The organism is Acinetobacter lwoffii (genome assembly GCF_019048525.1).
Classification (GTDB): domain Bacteria; phylum Pseudomonadota; class Gammaproteobacteria; order Pseudomonadales; family Moraxellaceae; genus Acinetobacter; species Acinetobacter lwoffii_K.
Genome location: NZ_CP077369.1, coordinates 1,213,074 through 1,235,100, shown reverse-complemented (window position 1 = coordinate 1,235,100; position 22,027 = coordinate 1,213,074). Strand labels below are relative to the sequence as shown.

Sequence of the window (22,027 nt, the reverse complement as noted above, 5' to 3'; positions counted from 1 at the left end):
CCTTTTTTAAAGAGAGGTTAGGAGGGATTTTTAACGCTGCTTCCGCTTCCGATATTCCACTGGCGTTTCATTGGTCCAGCGTTTAAAGGCACGATAGAAGGTACTTGGCTCGGAAAAACCGGTCAGATAGACAATCCGCTCGACGCTCTCATTGGTACTCGCCAGCAAACGCTTGGCCAGACGACAACGATAATCCGAGAGAATCTGCTGAAAACTGGTATGTGCCTCACTCAGTTGCGTTCTCAAACGGCGTGGCGTGATATTCAGTTGTGCTGCTACAGTTTCCAGTGTGGTTTCACCACTCTCCAAAGTAGAGCCGATCGCACGACGGACTTCACCGACCAGATCATATCTTGCCAGTTCCTGTAGCTTTTCAATGGCCAGTTGCTCATGCAGCTGCAACAGCTCAGGTTCAGCCTGCCACAGCGGATATTCCAGGATAGTCGGATCGAAATACAAACGAGTTTCTTTCTGACCTAGACTGACCGGACACTCATAAACCCGGAAGTATTCATCATCAGGTGCCCCTTTATAAAAATTAAAATCGATATAAATCGGCTCAAAACGCCCTTCGGTAATAAATTTAAAGAAACGCAGTACACCTGACATAGCACATTCAGTAAAATGACGATTGACCAGACTCTCAGCAAAAGGCTGTTCACCATTGGTTAAATAGCAGCGATCATCTTCAATCACTAATTTGGCAGCAAAGGCATCGCTGATCAGTCGCTGATAAGCCAAAGCACGTTTCAGTCCCTCACCAAAATTTTCAGATGAAACAAACAGGTGTTCAATGACCTGACCACGATAAAGTGGCAGGTGCTCACCCAGATGCAATCCAATGTCCGGGTCCTTGCTGACTTCCTCTGCCGCCACCCAAAAGGCATATTGGGCACTCAGCGGGGTACGGTCATTGGCTTCCACCTGATTTAAAGCCACTCCTGCTTTGGTCAAAAGTTCTTCTGTTGGCAACCCCGCACGACGAATCGCCTGATAGCCTAAACGCAATACGACTGATGCATCCGTTAGCTGACTCACTCAAAAGCCTTCCTTGTATGTACTTCATTTATACTTAAAAAGATTAATTTTAGATTAACTGTGATTGACCAAACTGACAACAGAAACAGGTGTCTTTTTAGTTAAAAAAATTATCGTGACAGTTCGCCTATTTTACTGGCAGATGATCAGTCTAACGCCCGTTTCGTCTTGTATTTTGCAAAAAAATTGACTATAATTTGCGCCTTTCCAATTTATTCATTCAGGTAGGCTATGGCCAATAAAGAGGAACTCATCGAGTTCGAAGGCGTTGTCACCGAGACGCTTCCTAATACTATGTTCCGTGTACGTTTAGAGAACGGTCACGAAGTGATTGCCCACATCTCTGGTAAAATGCGTAAACACTATATCCGTATTTTGACTGGCGACAGTGTGAAGGTTGAAATGACACCTTATGATTTGACTAAAGGTCGTATCACATATCGTGCACGCTAAGTTTTAGCGCAAGCAAAAGCCACTTTTAGTGGCTTTTTTATTACTTGAATTATTTATCAATCAATAAAATAATTTGACACAGGCCTATAAATTCACAACTATTCATTGAATTAAAACAACACGTATAAAAACAATGAATATGAAATGCTTACCCCTACTTTCCAGCTTGTTTCTCGTTGCGTGCGCTACCGGCGGCAATCAGCATCTGCATCAGTCTCTACAACCTTATGTGGGTCAAACTGCAGCACAGGTTCGTAGCCAGCTTGATCTTCGCGCAACGGGATTCAAGACCTCCCAGCAACCGATTCAAACCGCAGAATCTCTCAGCTACACTATTTTTCGGGATATGAATATTCCGATGGCCACGCCGAATATTAGTCAGAGTATCTCGATCGGTGCACCAATGCCGATGCCCTCAAATGGTGGTTATAACATTGAGATGAAATGCCAAATCTGGTTTGACCTAAAAAATGAAATTGTTCAAGCCATCCGCTATACCGGTAGAGCTTGCTAAGCTGTACTCATCGAGTTCAAAGCCTGTATCTAATTAAATCAGGGATCAACCTCACCACGCTAAACTTCTACCGTGTATCAAATCACAACAGTATTTTTGCATGGAATGCGCTTACACTCATTTTATTTGGTGTGAGGACAACTCATGAAGTTCACACTGATTTTAGCATGCTGCACAGCCTTGGGTTTGCTTAGTGCATGCACCACCACCTCCTCAACGACTGCACAGTGTGATGCCTATTTACAACAGTTCATTGGGCAAAGCAGCCAACTGATCGATCAAACTTTGGATCTAAAACGTTTAGGTTACCAGCAGATCAGTGGGCCTGAACGCAGCGCCAAGCAATTAAGCTATGTGGTACAACGCCCCATTACCATTCCTTTGCCTGTAGCGCAGTTTCCTGCCACAGGGACAGGCACTGTACCGATTCCTGTCTCAGTAAGTCCTGCCGGCGGCTACGACGTCAAATTGCAATGTAAAATCACCTTCTTACTCAAAGATAATATTGCGACCGCGGTACGCACCACAGGCCGAACCTGTTAAGGGGTTTAAGCTTTGGAATTTCTATTATAAAAAAACGCAGCTCAAGGCTGCGTTTTTTTGAATCAAAACAGGCTTAGTTCAATGCAGCAACGACTGCTTGACCCATTTCAACCGTACCGACTTTTTGCATGCCTTCAGACATGATATCTGCCGTACGCAAGCCTTGATCCAAGACCTGACCTACTGCATCTTCAATCGCTTTAGCAGCCGCTTCTTCACGGAAGGTATAACGCAACATCATCGCCACCGAAAGAATCGTCGCTAATGGATTTGCCAGGTTTTGACCGGCGATATCTGGTGCAGAACCATGACAAGGCTCATACATGCCCTTGCCATTTTCATCCAGAGATGCCGATGGCAACATGCCGATTGAACCGGTCAACATCGCAGCTTCATCAGACAGGATATCACCGAACAGATTCGAGGTGACAATCACGTCAAACTGCTTTGGCGCACGCACCAGTTGCATTGCGGCATTGTCGACATACATATGCGATAAATTAATTTCAGGGTATTCGGCATCTTTCAGCGCAGTCACTGTCTGTTTCCACAGTTCAGTTACTTCAAGCACGTTGGCTTTATCCACTGAACATACTTTACCACCGCGCAAGTTGGCCATTTCAAAAGCGACTTTGGCGATACGCTTGATTTCAGATTCTGAATAAACGTCAGTGTTATAGCCTTGTTTCTCGCCATTTTCCAGTTCACGGATACCGCGTGGCTGACCGAAGTAAATACCACCGGTCAATTCACGCACAATCAGAATATCCAGACCTGCTACGATTTCAGGCTTTAAACTTGAAGCATCAGCCAATTGCGGATAAAGAATGGCTGGACGCAAGTTAGCAAACAGGTTCAGTTCACTACGCAATTTCAATAAACCACGTTCCGGACGAATTGAGCGCTCAATCGTATCCCATTTTGGACCGCCCACGGCACCGAGTAAAATCGCATCAGCTTTTTTAGCCTGTTCAGAGGTCACTTCAGGATACGGTGAACCATGTGCATCAATGGCTGCACCACCGAGTAAGCCCTGTTCCCATGTCAAATCGAGATTAAATTTTTCATTTACGCGTGTGAGTACTTGCTCTGCGGCTTTTACAATTTCAGGGCCGATGCCGTCACCAGCTAAAATCAAAATTTGTTTAGACATGAGATTTTCCGTTTAAAACGTCAGATTCAGACCTGACAGAGGTTAAATTTTCTTTTCTACAAACTCTGCAATCCCGGTGACTGCATTATAGGGTTTGCAAAAACGACGAATGGTTTTTTGCTCTTGTACCAGATCTACGCAAAGCGGATCCGGCGCCGAAGAATTTAATAAACTGCTGCTACGCGCACTACGGTCACGAAACATTTTTAAGCTATAGCGGTTATTGGCCTGAAAACGATGGAATACATGTAAAGTTTCCGCTTTATCCTTACTGATCGGATAAAAACGCACGACCAGTTCATGCTGTCCTGCCGGCACAGATAAATAAATCGGATTGGCCTGATTTAAATTTTTGGCCTGCAAGCGCACCAGTTTCTGCTTCAGCGCCTCATCACTGATGCGGCCATTGTCGGCGTTGACAATAATGGTCTGATTGAAGCGTTCGAACTGGCAATCTGGCGTCCCTGTACAGTAGATCAGGGCATTGCTTTTGCTCTCAGTATTTTCTTTGGCATGTTTGAGTTTCATCGTGTCGATGCTTTGACATGCAGTCAACAGCACCGATACTGAACTTAAAGCAAGCCACTGTTTCCAATAATTCGCCATAATGTCTGTCTTACCTAATCAAAAAACTCAATAATCTTCCGATATTAGCAAGGGCATCGCAGTCATGCCATGACAATTTTTACTGATTTATCCATGAATTTCGGCAAATACCCAAGGACGCGATTGTTTGGTTTTTTCTTCATAGGCACGAATATCATCCGCCACCTGCAAAGTTAAGCCAATATCATCCAGACCATTTAACAGGCAATGCTTGCGAAATGGATCGACTTCAAACTTAAAGCTTTCACCCGTAGGGGTACGAACTTCTTGTGCTTGCAAGTCAATGGTCAGTTGATAACCTTCATCTTCCGCACATTCCTTAAATAACTGCTCAACAATATCTTCAGCCAAAATCACAGGCAACATACCGTTTTTAAAACAGTTATTAAAGAAAATATCAGCAAAGCTTGGCGCAATCACGGTACGCAAACCATATTCGCTCAAGGCCCACGGCGCATGTTCACGGCTAGAACCACAACCAAAGTTGGCACGTGAAATTAAAATAGATGCGCCCTGATAACGTGGCTGGTTCAAGACAAAGTCCGGATTGATCGGACGAACTGAATTGTCCTGACCTGGATAACCTTCATCCAAGTAACGCAATTCATCAAATAAATTTTCACCAAAACCGGTACGTTTGATCGATTTCAAAAACTGTTTTGGAATAATTAAATCGGTATCGACATTGGCACGGTCTAAAGGTGCAACGATACCTTGTTCAACGGTATAAGCTTTCATATTTATTTCCCAACGAATTCGTAACCTCTCCCTACCCCTCTCCTACAAAGAGAGGGAACTCCTTCTCCCTCTGGGAGAAGGTCGGGATGAGGGCTTAAACTAGAATGAACGAACATCAACAAAGTGACCAGCAATTGCCGCTGCCGCTGCCATTGCGGGGCTCACCAAGTGGGTACGACCGCCATTGCCCTGACGACCTTCAAAGTTACGGTTCGATGTTGAAGCACAGTGCTCGCCTGGTTGCAATTTGTCAGCATTCATTGCCAAACACATAGAGCAGCCTGGTTCACGCCATTCAAAGCCCGCTTCGATCAGGATTTTATCTAAACCTTCCGCTTCAGCTTGTGCTTTCACCAAACCAGAACCTGGAACGACCATCGCCTGTTTAATGGTGGATGCCACCTTCTTGCCTTTCGCCACTTCAGCCGCTGCACGGATATCTTCAATACGTGAGTTGGTGCACGAACCGATAAAGACACGATCCAGCTGAATCTCAGCCAAGGCCTGACCGGCAGTTAAGCCCATATATTGATAAGCACGTGTCCAGTCATTGCGCTGTACGTCATCTTTCGCCTGTTCCAACGTTGGAACTGCTTGAGAGACTGGAATCACCATTTCAGGAGAAGTACCCCAAGATACTTGTGGCTCAATCTCTTCACCTTGCAAGACCACAACGGTATCGAAGTGCGCGCCTTCATCAGAATGCAAGGTATTCCAGTAAGCAATAGCTTGATCCCACTGCTCGCCTTTCGGTGCATATGGACGGTTTTTCACGTATTCAATAGTCTTGTCATCGACAGCAACCATCCCTACACGGGCACCGCCTTCGATCGCCATATTACATACCGTCATACGGCCTTCGATCGACATATCACGGAACACCTGACCACCGAATTCAATCGCGTGACCTGTACCACCTGCCGTACCAATCTTGCCGATAATCGCCAAGACCACATCTTTCGGTGTCACGCCCTGACCTAATTTTCCGTCAACGCGCACCAACATGTTTTTCATCTTCTTTTGAACCAGGCATTGGGTCGCCAATACATGTTCAACTTCTGATGTCCCGATCCCATGCGCCAAACAGCCAAAAGCACCGTGTGTTGCAGTATGCGAGTCACCACACACCACCGTCATGCCCGGTAAGGTCAAGCCTTGCTCCGGCCCGACCACATGCGCGATGCCCTGACGGATATCATTAATATCAAATTCAACAATATTAAAGGTCTTGCAGTTGTCATCCAAAGTTTGCACCTGGATGCGCGAGGTTTCATCTTCAATTCCGGCAACACCCTGCTCACGCTCTTTTTTCGAGGTCGGTACGTTATGATCCGGTGTGGCAATATTCGCGCTTAAACGCCATGGCTGGCGCCCGGCCAGTTGCAAACCTTCAAAGGCCTGTGGAGAAGTCACTTCATGTAATAAGTGACGGTCGATGTACAGTAAGGCAGAACCATCATCACGTTGCGTTACTAAATGGTCGTCCCACAATTTGTCATATAATGTTTTTGCTGTTTGGGTTGCGCCTGCCATGTCGATGTACTCCACTGGACTGGGTAAATTCTTTCTCTGATTTTGATTATATCGCTGCAATCACATAAATCTAATTTATCATTTTTATCAGTTAAAAAACTTTTTGGAATCTTTTAAAAGCTGAATCAAATCAGACTTTCACTTTATTTTCATCAATCTAATTTTCCGATTAATTTATTAAAAATATTCGTTTTTACAAATTAAATGAGAATTATTATTATTTCTTCATCGACAGAGATGATGATTTTGAGGAACTTCGACATGGCACATATTCAACGCTTTGTAGACAATAACCAGCGCATGTTTAAAAAGACTTTCAGCTACTACATTATGCATATTACCGTAGCGATGATTGTGGGTTATTTGGTGACTGGCAGTCTGACGATGGCGATTGCCTTGAGTTTATTAGAACCAACGGTACAGGCAGTGGCTTTCTTCTTCCATGAAAAAATCTGGGAGCGTAATAACCAACAGCAGAATGAGGACATTACCGTCTAAACTCTTCGGTCGAGGTTCCTGATAAAAGACTACCTTTATAGGTGGTCTTTTTTAGTTTTAAAAATGCCAAGGCTTTGAAAATGTATAGTAATTCAGCACTGCAACATAGATGAGCTAATTTTGCTTTGATTTATTCTTAAAATATAACAATAATATATTTACACATAAAAATTCTTTATAGGTGGTTAAGATGAATCTCGCAGCCTTTGAAGCCTTCGTAAAAGTCATGGAAACCGGTTCGATTTCTCTGGCCGCAGATCAGCTCTTCATTACCCAGCCTGCTGTCACCAAACGTATTCACAGTCTGGAAGAATACTTTGGGGTCAAGCTGTTTGAATCTGCCGGACGTGGTGTACAGGCCACCCACGCGGCGCACTCTCTGTTGCCTAAAGTGAAAAACTGGCTGAATGAACTCGGTGATATTCATTATACCTTGAGCCATGAACAGGGTCAGGTACAGGGCAAACTAAAAATTGGTACCAGTCATCATATTGGCCTGCATCATCTGCCGAGTCATTTGCGCCGTTATGTTCAGGAATATCCTGACGTGACTCTGGATGTGCATTTTGTCGATTCCGAGCAGGCGCATGAACAAGTGATTGCCGGCGATCTGGAACTGGCATTTTTAACCTTGCCGCCACGGGGTGATGCGCGTCTGAATTATGTGACTATTTGGAATGATCCTCTAGTCTTTGTGGTGGCACCGTTTCATCCGCTGGCGCAGCAAAAAAATCTGTGTCTGGAAGATTTGCTCGACTATCCAAGCCTGTTGCCCTCATCACAGACCTATACCTCGCAAATTACTTTGGCCGAATTTGAGAAACAGGGCATCAAACCGAAAGTCAGTATGAGTAACAATCCGCTGGAATCGATCCGGATGCTGGTATCGATTGGCTTAGGCTGGTCGGTACTGCCAAAAACTTTGGTCAATCATGACCTGCACCAGCTGGATATTAATCTGGAAATGAACCGTCGTTTGGGCATGGTCTGGCATCCCGGTCGTACTCAGTCCAAAGCAGCTCAGGCTCTGGTTCAGCTCATGCAGGGTGCCTCGCTGTCTATTTAAGCCGTTCCTGAACATGCTGCATCCAAAACGGTGCAGCATTTTGTTACCTAAATACACCCCATCTGGCGATATCTTTCGAGTATTTTTAAGACAATTCCATTCTTTTGCAGTGCAGAGGAATGCTTAAAACTATTCGATGGAGCCTGACGGATGCAGCTCGATTCTCCCTTAAAATCCCACTCTCAAGATAAAACCAATACAAGCAGCCTGTGGCTTTCGGCCAAACCGATGCTGCTGCCCACGCCGGCACTTGATTTTGCCGATGAACAGACTGCCCGGCACTGCCTGCGCGAATATTTCCTGAACACCTTTGACACCTATGAACAACTGTTTGAATGCCTCAAACATGAAGATGCATTTTTCATCAAGCCGATTACTTTACGTCATCCGCTAATTTTTTATTTTGCCCATACCGCCACTTTTTTTGTCAATAAACTGCTGCTCAGCAAGCTAATTAGCGAACGCGTAAATCCGCATTTTGAAAGTATCTTCGCGATCGGTGTAGACGAGATGAGCTGGGATGACCTGGATGAAGTGCACTATGACTGGCCCAGTGTGCAGGAAGTCCGTGATTATCGGCATCAGGTACGCGCCCTGATCCTGAACATCCTTGAACATGCTCCGCTAACTCTACCCTTAAACTGGCAAAACCCTTGGTGGACCATCATCATGGACATCGAACATGAACGGATCCATCTGGAAACTTCTTCTGTGCTGATCCGCCAGCATGCTTTGGAACATGTACGCCAGCATCCGCAATGGCGTGCCAATATTATTACCGGCATGGCCCCGGATAATATTTTGCTGGATGTGCCGGAAGGCAAAGTGCATTTACAGAAAGATTTTAACCATCCATTTTATGGCTGGGACAATGAATACGGCCGGCATGAAGCCGAGGTTGCAGCTTTTGCAGCCTCCAAATATCTGGTATCGAATCAGGAATTTCTGGCCTTTGTCGAAGCTGATGGCTATCAGACCGAACACTACTGGAGTGAAGAAGGTCTAGGCTGGCTGCAATTTTCACAAGCTGCTCATCCCTGTTTCTGGCGCAAAACTGAATTAGGCTGGTCACTGCGATTGATGCTAGAAGAAGTGCCGATGCCTTGGGACTGGCCGGTAGAAGTGAATTATCATGAAGCCAAGGCCTTTTGTCAGTGGAAATCCCAACTGCTGGGAAAAACCATTCGCTTGCCGACTGAAGATGAATGGTATCGCCTGTATGCAGTTTCCGATCTGGATTCAGATTTACCGAGCCCTGAACAGGCCAATATCGAGTTGAAATACGGCACCAGCTCCTGTCCGGTCGATCATTTCAAGCAGGGCGATTTTTATGATATTCAGGGCAATGTCTGGCAGTGGACTGAAACTCCGATCTATCCATTTCAGGGTTTTCAGGTGCATCCGCTTTATGATGATTTCAGTACACCAACCTTTGACGGTCGCCATAACCTGATGAAAGGTGGCTCCTGGATTTCGGCGGGCAATGAAGCTTTATATAGTTCCCGCTACGCCTTCAGACGGCATTTCTTTCAGCACGCTGGTTTTCGCTACGTCGCCTCTGATCAGGCACTGCAACATTTCCCTTCGAACTATGAAAGCGACCAGCTGGTCTCCCAATATCTGGAATTCCAGTACGGCCCCGAATATTTTGGTATCGCTAATTTTGCCAAAACACTGGTCGATCTGGCACAACCCTATTTTCAGCAAGTGCCATGTCATCGTGCCTTAGATATTGGCTGTGCTACCGGCCGCGCCAGCTTTGAACTGGCACACTATTTTGATCAGGTGACCGGTCTGGACTTCTCAGCACGTTTTATCCAGCAGGCAGTCTATTTGGCTCAAGGCAATATGGTACGTTATCAGCTGCCGCTAGAAGGTGAATTAAGCGAAGAAAAAAGCTGTTCACTTGAAGATGTCGCTTTGGAACAGTTTGCGTCAAAAACGGAATTTTTTCAGGCCGATGCCTGCAACCTGAAAGCACATTTTAGCGACTATGATTTTATTCTGGCAGCGAACCTGATTGACCGGCTGCATCATCCGAAAGACTTTTTATTGCAGATTCATAAACGTATCAATATAGGTGGAATTTTAATGCTGAGTTCGCCCTATACCTGGCTGGAAGAACATACGGCGCGTAGCGAATGGCTGGGCGGTTTTCAGCAGGATGGGGAAAAGATCACGACTTTGGCTGGTATTTCCAACATTTTAACCCAGCACTTTGAATTGGTGGCCGAACCCCAAGATGTGCCTTTTGTGATTCGAGAAACGGCCAGAAAGTATCAACATACCCTGTCACAAGTCACGATCTGGAAACGGATTCGCTAAAGGTAAGGTCATAGTCTAAAAAGCCAATCATACGATTGGCTTTATATCTTATCCTTCACTGGTTGAATTTTCATGCAAGGATTCATTGAGTTGATCTACCACAATCGCCCATTCGCCATCAGAGGCTATTTTCTCGCTTAAAAATTGACGTTGTGCCTCTGACCAATACGGCGCATCCAGTAAAGTCAGATCTTTATGCAATTGATGCTCGTGAATAAATGTTTCAATACCTTCTGCACTGGCATCCAAGCCAAGCTGTTGGAACAGATGTGTCATACGTGGTCGAACGTGAGTCATATCTCATACCTCAGAATCTACTATTGTTATCATGTCCTGTTTTTCGAGCATAGCATGTCTGATTCAGCTGGACTGTGAAAAAACATTAATATTCAAATGAGGCAAATAAAAAGCACAACCGAAGTTGTACTTAATAATCACATCAATGAGTTCGGAGTGATTAGATCGACCAGTCCTGTATTTTCCAACCCTGTTCTTGGGCTAAAGTTTCCAAGCGATCATCCGGATTGACTGCAATCGCATGATCCGCATATTCCAGCAAGAAACGGTCATTAATAGAATCTGAATAAGCCCAAGACTCGGTTACGTCGCGGCCTTCCAGCCATTGTTCCAGACGCACCAGCTTGCCTTGCTGATAGCATGCGGTATTGATGACTTTACCAGTATATTTCCCATCAATGACTTCAGCATTGGTGGCAATAATTTCAGTAATTCCGAATTCACGAAAAATGGGTGCGGTAATAAAGTCTGAAGTTGCGGTAATCCCCACTAAGGCATGCCCTGCTTCACGGTGGCGCTCAATGGCTTTAAAACCTTCAGGACGCATTTGTGGACGAATGACTTTTTGCATGAACAGTTGATGTAATTCAGTCAAATAATGATTGTCATGTTTGGTCAGAAACTGGAACACAAATTCATTATAGGCATAAGGATCCAGCTGACCTTTTTTATAATCGTCATAGAACTTGTCATTCATGGCGCGATGCTGAACTGGATCGACCAGGCCCTCACTGACCAAAAACTCTCCCCAAGAATGATCCGAATCCGTGTTTAACAAGGTGTGATCGAGATCAAATAGCGCCAATTTCATGAAAATACTCGTTAAAACTGAAATTTAAGAAAAAAATTGTAAATCTATCTCCGCTAGTCGATAGAAATTCGTTAAGATCATAGCAATTTTAACATTTTTAAACTTTGCTTTTTTCGAGTTGGATAACGAAATAATGCTCCCCGATGGCAAAGGCATAAATTAAACAATTTTTAGGTAGCCAAATGATCGACTCTGAAGGTTTCCGACCGAATGTCGGGATCATTTTGGCAAACGATGCTGGACAGGTTTTATGGGCAAAACGCATTGGTCATAATGCATGGCAATTTCCACAAGGCGGAATCCAATATGGAGAAACCCCTGAGCAGGCACTCTATCGTGAGCTGAGAGAAGAAGTTGGCTTATTGCCCGAACACGTCCAGATAGTCGCGCAAACCAAAGGCTGGTTGCGCTATCGTTTGCCGCATCGATACATTCGTACGGACTCTGATCCGGTCTGTATCGGTCAAAAACAAAAGTGGTTTTTACTCAAACTCACGGCCCCCGTTCAGCATATTCAGTTGAATCTGTCTGATCCGCCCGAATTTGATCAATGGCAATGGGTCAGTTACTGGTACCCACTCGGTCAAGTCGTGAATTTCAAACGTGATGTTTACCGCAAAGCCCTGGTGGAGTTGTGTCAGCAACTACCCCAGCAAAAACCTTAAAAAATCGCATAAATAATGCAGATTTTTTACGCGGCTATTGTTATAAATAAACTTAATCACTGAAATTCTGAATAGACGGAGCAGACCTTATGTCGAATATGCAACTGGACACCTTGAGACGTATTGTTCAGGAGATCAATGCGTCCACCAGTTTGCATGAATCACTCGACATTATGGTCAAGCATGTGGCCGAGGCCATGCAGGTTGATGTCTGCTCGATCTATCTCCTCGATGAACGCAATCAGCGTTATCTGCTCATGGCGTCTAAAGGCCTGAATGCAGAATCTGTCGGCCATGTGTCTTTGCAGACCGGTGAGGGTCTGGTGGGCCTGGTTGGACAACGTGAAGAAATTGTCAATCTGGACAATGCCCCTAAACATGAGCGCTTCCTGTTTTTACCTGAAACCGGTGAGGAAATTTATAACTCCTTCCTCGGTGTGCCGGTGATGTACCGCCGTAAGGTCATGGGTGTACTGGTGGTTCAGAATAAAGAATCACAGGACTTTTCTGAAGCTGCTGAATCCTTTCTGGTCACACTCTGCGCGCAGCTTTCTGGCGTCATCGCCCATGCCCATGCCGTTGGCAATATCGATGTATTCCGTAAGCCGAGCAACCTGCCCGCCTATAAAACCTTTCAGGGAGTTTCTGGCTCCGGTGGCATTGCCTTAGGTCGTGCAGTGATTCTCTATCCGCCAGCAGATCTTGCCGCAGTCCCTGACCGTGAAGCAGATGACATCAGCGAAGAACTGCAGCTCTTAGATAACGCGCTAAATTCAGTCCGTGAAGAAATCCAGTCACTGGATGACAAAATGCAGGATGCGTTAATGGCCGAGGAACGCGCACTGTTTAGCGTGTTCTTGCGTATGCTGGATGAAAATGCCCTGCCTGCAGAAATCAAGGCTTTTATTCGTGAAGGTCACTGGGCACAAGGCGCCGTGCGAATTGTTATTGACAATCATGTGGCACAATTTTCCCAAATGGAAGATGATTATTTACGTGAGCGGGTAGCGGACTTAAAAGATCTGGGCCGCCGTATTCTGGCGCGCTTACAGGAAGCCGATGCCAGTCACCGTGAATTGACCGATGAAAGTATTCTGATTGGTGAGGAAATTTCGACGGCTGCACTGGTTGAACTACCTGTAGATAAAATTGCCGCGATTGTCACTACCGAAGGCGCCATGAACTCACATATGGTGATTGTGGCGCGTGCTCTTGGTATTCCGACCGTGGTCGGCGTGACCGAACTGCCGATCAACACCCTCGATGATGTAGAGATGATTGTCGATGCACATCAGGGCCGGGTCTTTATTAATCCCCCACGTCGCCTGCGCAGTCGCTATAAAGAAATTCAAAAAGAAGAAGAACAGCTTGCTAAAGATCTGCGCCAGTACGAAACCAAAGATGCGATTACCCCGGATGGCGTGGCGGTCAAACTCTACGTCAACACCGGCCTGATGATTGATGTGGTGCGTGGCGTGCAGCGTGGTGCCAAAGGTGTCGGTTTATACCGTTCTGAAATTCCGTTTATGTTGCGTGACCGCTTCCCGGGCGAGGAAGAACAACGTGCGATTTATCGTCAGCAGCTCAGTCACTTTGCCAATAAACCGGTGGTGATGCGAACGTTGGACATTGGTGCAGACAAAGACCTGCCGTATTTCTCGATTGAAGAAGAAAACTCGGCACTCGGCTGGCGTGGCATTCGTTTTACCCTGGATCATCCGGAAATTTTTTCTTCACAGATTCGCGCCATGCTCAAAGCCAGTATCGGACTGAATAACCTGCATATTCTGCTGCCGATGGTGACCAGTGTCAGCGAGGTCGAGGAAGCGCTCTATCTGCTGGAACGTGACCATGCGGCGATTCAAGAAGAAGAACAGGTCAAGGTAAATAAACCAAAACTCGGCATCATGGTGGAAGTGCCGAGTGTGCTTCATCAGATTGATGAATTTTCCGAACTGGTGGATTTCTTCTCGGTCGGCTCCAACGATCTGACCCAATATCTGTTGGCTGTGGATCGCAATAATCCACGGGTAGCCAATGTCTATTCACATTTACACCCTGCAGTACTGCGTGCCCTGACCCGTCTGGTGCAGGACTGTCATCGTAATGAAAAACCGGTCAGTATCTGCGGTGAAATGGCGGGCGATCCGCTGTCTGCAGTTTTGCTCATGGCCATGGGCTTTAATACCCTGTCGATGAGTTCCAGTAATATTTTGCGGGTACGTAAAACCATTTGTCATGTTCCGATGAGTGATGCACAAGAATTGCTGCAACATGTGTTAAAAATGGACAATCCGCTCATGGTAAAAAGCTGGTTAGAATATTATTTCAGAACCCATGGTTTAGGGGATATGGTGAAATCTGCATCACGTATGGTGAGTGCCTAATACGGGACTTTTTCCAGTCCCTCGACAGTGGTAGAGGTGGTTATGGAATTTCTGGTCATCCTGTTCATGATTGTTGCGGTGTTCTATGTGGTCATTCTTGCACCGGCCTTGGCTGCCCGCAAAGAAGCTCATAATTCCGGTTCATCTTATATACGCCCCGCCAGCAATCGAGCAATGAGCTATGCCGATCGGCCTAAAATGATTCCATTATTGGGCATTGAAATTTCGGCATCGCAACGGCGGCGTTTAGGCAGAGATGACCCCTCCGTCATTGCTGCCAGACTCTATCACCAACAAAAAGATCAATTTTCCAGTTTTCAGCAGGCCAGACCACAGCCTCATTCCCCTCACCACAAAGCACCAGTGCAAAGCAAACTCAATAAATTCTTTAATGACTTAATCGCGGATGAATCGACAACATCATCCCGGTATCCAAATCAATATTCGCAAACTCGTAACAACCGGCCTGTCGCCCCGCTCTCTCCAGTTAAAACTAATCCTAAGCAGCCCCCACGTCGTCCCCAGCCACCTTACAGACCTTAAGCGGCCATTAAAAAAGGGCGATCTTCCATGGAATATCGCCCTTGTCTGTGCTTGTTGTAGCCACGTTTTGAATTTTTCTTTCGATCTACAAAAACCTGGCTTTTGTTGACTTCATGCATGTGTTTTGCCACAAAATTGTGGATCACTACCTGCTCGGCTGTTTTTTTCTTGGCCATCTTGCTCTCTATATAATTTGGAGGAAGGAGTGAGATAATTATAGGGCCGACTGACTAATTTTCAAGCATATTTGCCAATGCTTTTTCAAAAATAAAGCCCATTTAGCCAGGATTTTCTATATGCAAAAATGGGAGTTATAGCCAGGAAACACCCTTATTTCATTCATTATTTTTATGGGTTTCTTCAGCCCAACAAAACTCGATTAAAAAAACGTTTAAAATAAATCAGTTATAAAATTTATTTTAAACAATACTATTCACTTATTATTTTTATCCTTTGATAAAAACATATTATCGACTTAGATAAGTTGTCATTAAAAAGTAAACATGTATTCTTTTCCGAATTGGTTTGATACTTTCTCCACCCATTGCTCTATTTTGTCAGCTGTCATGACTTGAAAATCTCGCCAATAATATTTCATCTGCTTCCATACCATCTCGATTCGATTTAACTCAGGGCTATAAGCTGGAATAAAATACAGATTCGTCGAAAAGTTAGTTTTAAGTAGCTCTCTGTAATCAGCCATCTTTTTACTTCTATGAATCGAGGCATTATCAACAATAAGAACCAATGGAAGGTTATACATCTGTTTTACTTGTTGAGCTATTCCAGTTAAATAGGCATAAAACCAAGTGCTTTTCACTGACTCTTGTAAACAGCTTGTCACCAGTTTCCCCGTTGAAAGCAAACACCCCATGACATTAACTCGTTTTAATCTTATTGCATCAACCGCATGAACATCACCTATCTTTGTCCACGCATAGCGGTTATCAGGTGTAGATGAAAATCCTGTTTCATCAACATAACCTAATATAATTTCACCACGTGCCGCTTGCTCTCGTAATTCTTCAATCTGCTGTGTTGCTTGTTCAAATGCAATCGGATCTCTTTTTTTTCAAGCTATGACGGGTACGCTTGAAGACCATACCTGAATCACGTAAAAACTTACGAATGGTTTCAACAGACACGGACACTTCGTATTCTTCATGTAGTTTGACTCGGATTTGTTCTGCATTGAGTGGACTTGTATTGACCCAATCTAGGATTTTCGCCTGATAGTCTGAGATCAATGTATTGGGTCGACCTGAGCGATGACCTTCTTTAATCGATTCAAACTCATACAATTCCCAACGTCGGCGTTGTAGCCTTATGGTTTCTGGGATACGTTCTTGTAGAGTGGCAACTTCCGCAACACTTTTACCTTCGGAAAGCCAGAGAATAGTTTGGGCACGTTGCCTTTCACGCCAATGTTTTGCATGCTTGACCAGAAAAATGAGTCGTTCTCGCTGTTCTAAACTAAGTGGTACAGAAACAATTCTAGGCATGTGTGAACATCTGTTAACTAAAAAAACCTTTTCGCATCATTAGTTATTTTTGTCAACTTATTGTTATTTTCGTTTAATCCCATTCATTATTCGAGTTATTCAAAATATATAGAATTTGATATTGTCACAGAGTGGAAAACCCGTTACTTTTTAAGAGTAACCATTTAATTTTCAACATTTTAAACTTTATTAAATTTAAAAATATTTTTTGAGTGAGCTCACTCAATTATACCCTGAATTCCGTTTTGTGCTGTAACACCCTTTATTTAAAGATATTGTAAATATAGCGAAACCTGATCTGATTAGCATATATCTCAATATTTTATGAATACTAGGTAAACGACATAAGATATTCAAAACTTGGAGAGGAAAGATGAGCCAAGATTTTAAAAAATGCCCTGTCACCCACCTGACCACTGAAGCTGGTGCCCCTGTGGTCGACAACCAGAACAGTATGACGGCAGGGGCGCGTGGACCTTTACTTGCCCAGGATTTATGGCTGAATGAAAAACTGGCCAACTTTGTCCGCGAAGTGATTCCAGAGCGTCGTATGCATGCCAAAGGTTCAGGTGCTTTTGGTACCTTTACCGTGACCAATGATATTACCCAATATAGCCGCGCTAAAATTTTCTCTGAAGTCGGCAAAAAAACCGAAATGTTTGCGCGTTTCTCAACGGTGGCAGGTGAACGTGGCGCAGCCGATGCAGAACGTGATATTCGCGGTTTTGCCTTAAAATTCTATACTGAAGAAGGCAACTGGGATCTGGTCGGCAATAACACCCCGGTGTTTTTCCTGCGGGATGCGCGCAAGTTCCCTGACCTGAATAAAGCAGTCAAACGCGACCCGAAAACCAACAAGCGCAGCGCCACCAATAACTGGGATTTCTGGACACTGTTGCCTGAAGCTTTGCATCAAGTGACCATTGTCATGTCCGACCGCGGGATTCCGACCGGTTACCGTCATATGCATGGTTTTGGCAGTCACACCTTCAGTTTTATCAATGCCAAAAATGAACGCTTCTGGGTAAAATTCCATATGCGTACCCAGCAAGGCATCCAGAACCTGACCGATGCTGAAGCTGCAGACTTGATCGCCAAAGACCGTGAAAGCAGCCAGACCGACCTGTTTGATGCCATCGAACGTGGTGACTATCCAAAATGGAAAATGTACGTTCAGATCATGCCGGAACTGGAAGCCGAAACAGTGCCTTATCATCCATTTGACCTGACCAAAGTCTGGCCAAAGGGCGATTATCCACTGATTGAAGTCGGTGAATTCGAACTGAACCGCAATCCGGAAAACTATTTCCAGGATGTAGAACAAGCAGCCTTTGCACCAAGCAATCTTGTACCGGGTATCAGCTACTCACCGGACCGTATGTTACAGGCACGTTTAGTGAACTATGCCGACGCAGCGCGTTACCGTGTTGGCGTGAATCATTCACAGGTTCCAGTCAATGCTGCACGTTGTCCTGTACATTCGAACCGCCGTGATGGTCAAGGCCGCATGGATGGCAACTATGGTTCATTGCCACATTACGAGCCGAACAGTTTTAGCCAGTGGCAGGAACAACCGGAATTCAGAGAACCGCCACTGAAAATCACCGGTGATGCCGATTTCTGGGATTTCCGTGAAGATGACAATGATTACTTCAGCCAGCCACGCGCCCTGTTTAACCTGATGAATGACCAGCAGAAACAGGCTCTGTTTAATAACACGGCCGGAGCGATGGGTGATGCGCTAGATTTCATTAAATACCGTCACATCCGCAACTGTTACGCTTGCGATCCAGCTTATGGGCAAGGCGTTGCTAAGGCCTTAGGTATGACTGTAGCAGATGCCCAAGCAGCACGTGAAAGCGATCCAGCCAAAGGTTTGCCTAGCTTTCTCTAAGCCAGTTTAGACATGTATAGAAACCACCTTCGGGTGGTTTTTTATTGCAGCATCAAGCACTATAGAAACAAGCTGGCACAAAAAGAAATACAACAATGCATCCAAATATTGAAGACATCATTCAACAACACGACATTGTTTTATTTGATGCTGTTTGCGTGATCTGCAATGGCTGGGCACGGTTTCTGATTCAATACGATAAGAAGATACAGTTTAAACTGGTTTCCGCCCAATCGCCTTTAGGTACGGCACTGCTCGAACATTATCAGATGCCAACCGAACATTACACCACGATGCTCGTCATTCAAGATGGCACACTCTATACGGAATCGACTGCATTACTGAAGGCGCTGCAGCATCTTGGTTTTCCCTTTAATTTAATGAGCGCAGGTTATTTTGTTCCACGTTTTATCCGAGATTTTCTGTATCGTGTGGTCGCTTTAAATCGTTACAAGCTATTTGGTAAAACCGAGTATTGCCTGATTCCATCCAGCGAAAATAAACGCCATTTTCTGGAAGAAGCTGTCCGTGAATCCTAAACCTGTATTCCTACAATCACTGCGTACTATCCAGCTGACTTTGGTCATACTATGGCTCTATCAGGGACTCATTCCAAAAATTCTGTTCCAATCACCCGCTGAAATTAGCATTTGGCAAAATATGGGTTTTGAGCTGGCACTGGCCAAAGTCTTGGTTGGACTTTCCGGAGGATGTGAAATGCTATTTGGCTTATGCTTTCTGAAATGGAACCGGTCCATACTCTTGCATAGGTTGAATATTATCGGACTTGCTGGATTACTACTGCTGATTGCATTCACAGCCCCGTTGCAACTTACTGCAGCATTCAATCCTGTGGTAATGAATACCGCCATGCTGATGCTTTCTGTAGTGGCCATTCAACTCATCCAAGAGGAACAACAGGAAGTACTTAAACAATAATCCGTTTGCCTTCCCGTATGCAGTAAAACGGATTAATCAATTTGGAAGAATGCTTGATGATCTCATGCAACTCATGTTCCGGTGCATCCCGGTCTTCATCTGTGAGCTGAAAAGTACGGTAATGAATCGCCAGTGAACATTTGGCCTGCAAGTCATGATGGGCATGAAAGGCATCTTCCGGATTCATATGGATCGCGCGCATCAGTTCACGCGGTTCATACGCTCCTATCGGGAGTAAGGCAATTCGCGGTGCACCCAGACGTTTACGAATTTCTTTAAAATGTGAGGCGTAGCCACTATCTCCGGCAAAAAAACAATGTTCCTTGCCATGTAATAAAGAAAATCCTCCCCAAAGTGCACAGTTCTGATCGCGCATGCCGCGCCCTGAGGCATGTTGAGCCGGCGTATAGACAATCCGGATCTCTTCAAAAAAGGCACTTTCCCACCAGTCCATTTCATGCACGGTATAATGTTCTGGCAAATACCAGGCATTACCCAGACCGGTATAAATAGGCATCTCAAAAGTGTTGTACAGCCATTCCAGACTGGCCAGATCCATATGATCATAATGGTTATGGCTAAGTAGTACAGCATCAATCTGGGGTAACTCATCCAGAGCAATGCCAGCCGGAATGACCCGCTGCGGCCCTGTGGAAGCCGATGGACTGGCATATTCAGCCCAAACCGGATCAGTCAGGAAGTTATAGGGGCCGATCTGAATTAATGTGGTGGCGTGACCAATAAACCAGACTTGCCAGTCATCCAGAGCTGCATCTGGACGCTGCTGTGGCAATGCGCGCGGACGAGAAAAAAACTCGGCACGCTCTTCGTCAAGATTGACATTCCAGGTCTTGGATTTTCGGGTAATGAGCCATTTGTATAAATCAAAGCGACCGCGCGATAGAGAAGCATGCTCAAGATTACGAAACTGTTTTCCGTCGAAATGATCTGAATGCAGATACTCAAACACTGGCTTAGACCAGAGATGTTTCCAACTGGATTCCGTGATTAACTGGAATTTTTTAGTTTTGAGAAGATCTTGCATAAACATCCACTATTTATTATTCGCTATATGCAAGACAACAACCTCTTGAAATGGTCAAGCGGTGCATCTTTTAATGAGCATACAAACTAAAAACAGGCACACTACAACATAGTATGAAATCCGTCACAGAAAATCATGTATGTTTTTGTTATTTTTAGCAAAAAAATGGCATTTCATCGACCTTATGGCTGGCTGAAGCCTTGGATTATCTAGAAAAATATCGCTCGCGCCCTTCTGTCTAAAAATACAAAATGATACTCAATATTTATAAGCCCATGCTGACAAAAGCATGTCTGCCCATTGATGATTTTATGATGAAATTCGCCATACCTCAGTATCATCACATCAATTGTGCGAGAAAGGCAAGTTGAGATCAAAATACCAACCTCAAGCGTTTTTTAGATCTTTATACACGACCTTGAGTTCGTTCCAGCCATACGGCCTTGGTTTGGGGTTTCACAAATAAAGCAATAATTTCCGGGTGCAGCTGTTTAATCTGCGCTTCGATCCGGTTGACACAGGCTTCAATTTCATCAGAAGTTAAATCATCTTTAAATTCCAGACTCAATGATGCAATGACTTGCTGAGCACCCATCTGCTCAGTCAATACCCCATTAGCACTAAAAACTGCCGCATCCTGTTGAGCAATGTTCAATACATCTTCACGCAGTTTTGGATCTGCCGTTTCACCCAGTAACAAACCTTTGGTTTCACGTGCCAGAAACCAGGCAGAAACCGCCAGAACAATACCAATTAAAATCGATGCGGCACCGTCCAATTCAGGAATATTCAGTTGATGCGCCAGAAAGATACCGACCAGAGCAATCACCAAGCCGACCAGGGCGGCAGTATCTTCAAATAACACGGTAAAGGTCGTTGGATCTTTACTGTGTCGAAAGGCTTCAAAATATCCCAGATTTCCCTTTTGTTTACGAAAGGTTTTTAAAGCCACTGACCATGAAAATCCTTCAAAAAGAATCGCCAGACCCAGCACAATATAATTGATCAATGGATCCTGCATGACTTCAGGCTGAAGAATATGCTGTATCCCTTGATAGATGGACACAATCGCACCTAGGGCAAAAACCATCAGTGCCACAATAAAGGCCCAAAAATACAGTTCACGCCCATAACCAAAAGGATGTTTGGCATTTGCCGGTTTTTCTGATTTTTTCATGCCATATAACAGTAAAATTTCATTCAAGGTATCTACTACGGAATGAATTGCCTCACTGAACATGGCAGAACTATTGGTTATATAGGACGCAACAAATTTCACCAGCGCAATCGCCAGATTACCAAACAGGGCTGCATAAACTACGATTTTATTGGATTCAGACATCCTGACACTGTCCTAAATAAGCTTGTGCAAGCTTGAATGATTTATGTATCAAAATCTTAATCATTTATTTTTGAAAGTTGTTTTACAAATTGTTGCTTAGTCGTGATCTCTCACGTTGTTGAATCACTTTACTCT

The 22,027-nt window shown here is 44.7% G+C and carries 24 protein-coding genes; 12 read left to right on the top strand and 12 right to left on the bottom strand.

Features of this window, described 5'->3' with window-relative positions:
- Nucleotides 1-30 precede the first annotated feature (30 nt).
- A complete protein-coding gene (locus I6L24_RS05755; RefSeq protein ID WP_005107962.1) occupies nucleotides 31-1,038 on the bottom strand; it encodes an AraC family transcriptional regulator in 1,008 nt (335 codons plus the stop codon).
- 231 nt (nucleotides 1,039-1,269) lie between these two features.
- On the opposite strand from I6L24_RS05755, the gene infA reads away from it, so the two are divergent.
- The 3 genes from infA (at nucleotide 1,270) to I6L24_RS05740 (ending at nucleotide 2,548) form a co-directional block, all read left to right on the top strand.
- Nucleotides 1,270-1,491, top strand: coding sequence for a translation initiation factor IF-1 (gene infA, locus I6L24_RS05750; RefSeq protein ID WP_001284370.1), 222 nt, complete (start codon nucleotides 1,270-1,272; stop codon nucleotides 1,489-1,491).
- Between the two features lie 133 nt (nucleotides 1,492-1,624).
- Nucleotides 1,625-2,005: a hypothetical protein gene (locus I6L24_RS05745; protein WP_005250613.1), complete on the top strand. Its 381-nt coding sequence runs from the start codon at nucleotides 1,625-1,627 to the stop codon at nucleotides 2,003-2,005.
- A gap of 144 nt (nucleotides 2,006-2,149) precedes the next feature.
- Nucleotides 2,150-2,548, top strand: a complete 399-nt coding sequence (locus I6L24_RS05740) for a hypothetical protein (RefSeq protein ID WP_216986523.1) — start codon at nucleotides 2,150-2,152, stop codon at nucleotides 2,546-2,548.
- 73 nt (nucleotides 2,549-2,621) lie between these two features.
- Here I6L24_RS05740 and leuB read toward each other — a convergent pair whose 3' ends face one another.
- The 4 genes from leuB to leuC all read right to left on the bottom strand — a co-directional run bounded on the left by leuB (nucleotide 2,622) and on the right by leuC (nucleotide 6,578).
- Entirely contained in the window at nucleotides 2,622-3,701 is a 1,080-nt protein-coding gene (gene leuB, locus I6L24_RS05735) for a 3-isopropylmalate dehydrogenase (protein ID WP_004278493.1), read from the bottom strand.
- Between the two features lie 42 nt (nucleotides 3,702-3,743).
- Nucleotides 3,744-4,307, bottom strand: a complete 564-nt coding sequence (locus tag I6L24_RS05730; RefSeq protein ID WP_004729459.1) for a hypothetical protein — start codon at nucleotides 4,305-4,307, stop codon at nucleotides 3,744-3,746.
- Between the two features lie 87 nt (nucleotides 4,308-4,394).
- Nucleotides 4,395-5,045 (bottom strand): 3-isopropylmalate dehydratase small subunit, encoded by a 651-nt coding sequence (leuD, locus tag I6L24_RS05725; RefSeq protein ID WP_004729456.1) that lies wholly within the window; start codon nucleotides 5,043-5,045, stop codon nucleotides 4,395-4,397.
- 99 nt (nucleotides 5,046-5,144) lie between these two features.
- The gene (leuC, locus tag I6L24_RS05720; protein ID WP_005250608.1) at nucleotides 5,145-6,578 is read right to left on the bottom strand and encodes a 3-isopropylmalate dehydratase large subunit; all 1,434 of its coding nucleotides are present in this window, start codon (nucleotides 6,576-6,578) and stop codon (nucleotides 5,145-5,147) included.
- 261 nt (nucleotides 6,579-6,839) lie between these two features.
- Between leuC and I6L24_RS05715 the strand changes: the two genes are divergently transcribed.
- From I6L24_RS05715 to ovoA, 3 genes are all read left to right on the top strand, one after another.
- Entirely contained in the window at nucleotides 6,840-7,076 is a 237-nt protein-coding gene (locus tag I6L24_RS05715) for a DUF2061 domain-containing protein (protein ID WP_005107971.1), read from the top strand.
- Nucleotides 7,077-7,266: 190 nt separating this feature from the next.
- Entirely contained in the window at nucleotides 7,267-8,142 is an 876-nt protein-coding gene (locus I6L24_RS05710; RefSeq protein WP_004278498.1) for a LysR family transcriptional regulator, read from the top strand.
- 150 nt (nucleotides 8,143-8,292) lie between these two features.
- Nucleotides 8,293-10,467 carry a 5-histidylcysteine sulfoxide synthase gene (ovoA, locus tag I6L24_RS05705; protein ID WP_216986522.1) on the top strand — a complete coding sequence of 725 codons (2,175 nt, stop codon included), beginning with the start codon at nucleotides 8,293-8,295 and terminating at the stop codon, nucleotides 10,465-10,467.
- A gap of 48 nt (nucleotides 10,468-10,515) precedes the next feature.
- Here ovoA and I6L24_RS05700 read toward each other — a convergent pair whose 3' ends face one another.
- Together I6L24_RS05700 and I6L24_RS05695 are read right to left on the bottom strand one after the other, a co-directional pair.
- Entirely contained in the window at nucleotides 10,516-10,764 is a 249-nt protein-coding gene (locus tag I6L24_RS05700; RefSeq protein ID WP_004278500.1) for a DUF2789 family protein, read from the bottom strand.
- Nucleotides 10,765-10,924: 160 nt separating this feature from the next.
- Nucleotides 10,925-11,575, bottom strand: coding sequence for an HAD family hydrolase (locus tag I6L24_RS05695; RefSeq protein ID WP_005250603.1), 651 nt, complete (start codon nucleotides 11,573-11,575; stop codon nucleotides 10,925-10,927).
- 182 nt (nucleotides 11,576-11,757) lie between these two features.
- On the opposite strand from I6L24_RS05695, the gene I6L24_RS05690 reads away from it, so the two are divergent.
- From I6L24_RS05690 to I6L24_RS05680, 3 genes are all read left to right on the top strand, one after another.
- Complete coding sequence (locus tag I6L24_RS05690) at nucleotides 11,758-12,240, top strand: RNA pyrophosphohydrolase (RefSeq protein ID WP_004278502.1); 483 nt, start codon at nucleotides 11,758-11,760, stop codon at nucleotides 12,238-12,240.
- 89 nt (nucleotides 12,241-12,329) lie between these two features.
- Complete coding sequence (gene ptsP / locus I6L24_RS05685) at nucleotides 12,330-14,627, top strand: phosphoenolpyruvate--protein phosphotransferase (protein ID WP_005250601.1); 2,298 nt, start codon at nucleotides 12,330-12,332, stop codon at nucleotides 14,625-14,627.
- A 42-nt stretch (nucleotides 14,628-14,669) separates the two neighbouring features.
- Nucleotides 14,670-15,170, top strand: coding sequence for a hypothetical protein (locus I6L24_RS05680; RefSeq protein WP_216986521.1), 501 nt, complete (start codon nucleotides 14,670-14,672; stop codon nucleotides 15,168-15,170).
- On the opposite strand, the gene I6L24_RS05675 is transcribed toward I6L24_RS05680, so the two are convergent.
- From I6L24_RS05675 to I6L24_RS05665, 3 genes are all read right to left on the bottom strand, one after another.
- On the bottom strand, nucleotides 15,167-15,346 hold the full coding sequence (locus I6L24_RS05675; protein ID WP_004278505.1) for a DUF7230 family protein: 180 nt from the start codon (nucleotides 15,344-15,346) through the stop codon (nucleotides 15,167-15,169). The two genes, I6L24_RS05680 and I6L24_RS05675, sit on opposite strands and share 4 nt — an antisense overlap.
- Nucleotides 15,347-15,660: 314 nt before the next feature.
- Complete coding sequence (locus I6L24_RS05670) at nucleotides 15,661-16,200, bottom strand: IS630 family transposase (protein WP_236769088.1); 540 nt, start codon at nucleotides 16,198-16,200, stop codon at nucleotides 15,661-15,663.
- 16 nt (nucleotides 16,201-16,216) lie between these two features.
- On the bottom strand, nucleotides 16,217-16,672 hold the full coding sequence (locus I6L24_RS05665; RefSeq protein ID WP_004647755.1) for a helix-turn-helix domain-containing protein: 456 nt from the start codon (nucleotides 16,670-16,672) through the stop codon (nucleotides 16,217-16,219).
- Nucleotides 16,673-17,045: 373 nt separating this feature from the next.
- Here I6L24_RS05665 and I6L24_RS05660 point away from each other — a divergent pair, with 373 nt between their 5' ends.
- The 3 genes from I6L24_RS05660 to I6L24_RS05650 all read left to right on the top strand — a co-directional run bounded on the left by I6L24_RS05660 (nucleotide 17,046) and on the right by I6L24_RS05650 (nucleotide 19,505).
- Nucleotides 17,046-18,566, top strand: coding sequence for a catalase (locus tag I6L24_RS05660; RefSeq protein WP_005245901.1), 1,521 nt, complete (start codon nucleotides 17,046-17,048; stop codon nucleotides 18,564-18,566).
- A 95-nt stretch (nucleotides 18,567-18,661) separates the two neighbouring features.
- Entirely contained in the window at nucleotides 18,662-19,105 is a 444-nt protein-coding gene (locus I6L24_RS05655; RefSeq protein ID WP_216986520.1) for a thiol-disulfide oxidoreductase DCC family protein, read from the top strand.
- Nucleotides 19,095-19,505, top strand: a complete 411-nt coding sequence (locus I6L24_RS05650) for a DoxX-like family protein (protein WP_148334733.1) — start codon at nucleotides 19,095-19,097, stop codon at nucleotides 19,503-19,505. The genes I6L24_RS05655 and I6L24_RS05650 overlap by 11 nt, the downstream gene beginning before the upstream one ends.
- On the opposite strand, the gene I6L24_RS05645 is transcribed toward I6L24_RS05650, so the two are convergent.
- Nucleotides 19,495-20,550 (bottom strand): MBL fold metallo-hydrolase, encoded by a 1,056-nt coding sequence (locus tag I6L24_RS05645; protein ID WP_005107984.1) that lies wholly within the window; start codon nucleotides 20,548-20,550, stop codon nucleotides 19,495-19,497. The two genes, I6L24_RS05650 and I6L24_RS05645, sit on opposite strands and share 11 nt — an antisense overlap.
- Nucleotides 20,551-20,956: 406 nt before the next feature.
- Complete coding sequence (locus I6L24_RS05640; protein WP_005261714.1) at nucleotides 20,957-21,892, bottom strand: cation diffusion facilitator family transporter; 936 nt, start codon at nucleotides 21,890-21,892, stop codon at nucleotides 20,957-20,959.
- Between the last annotated feature and the right edge of the window lie 135 nt (nucleotides 21,893-22,027).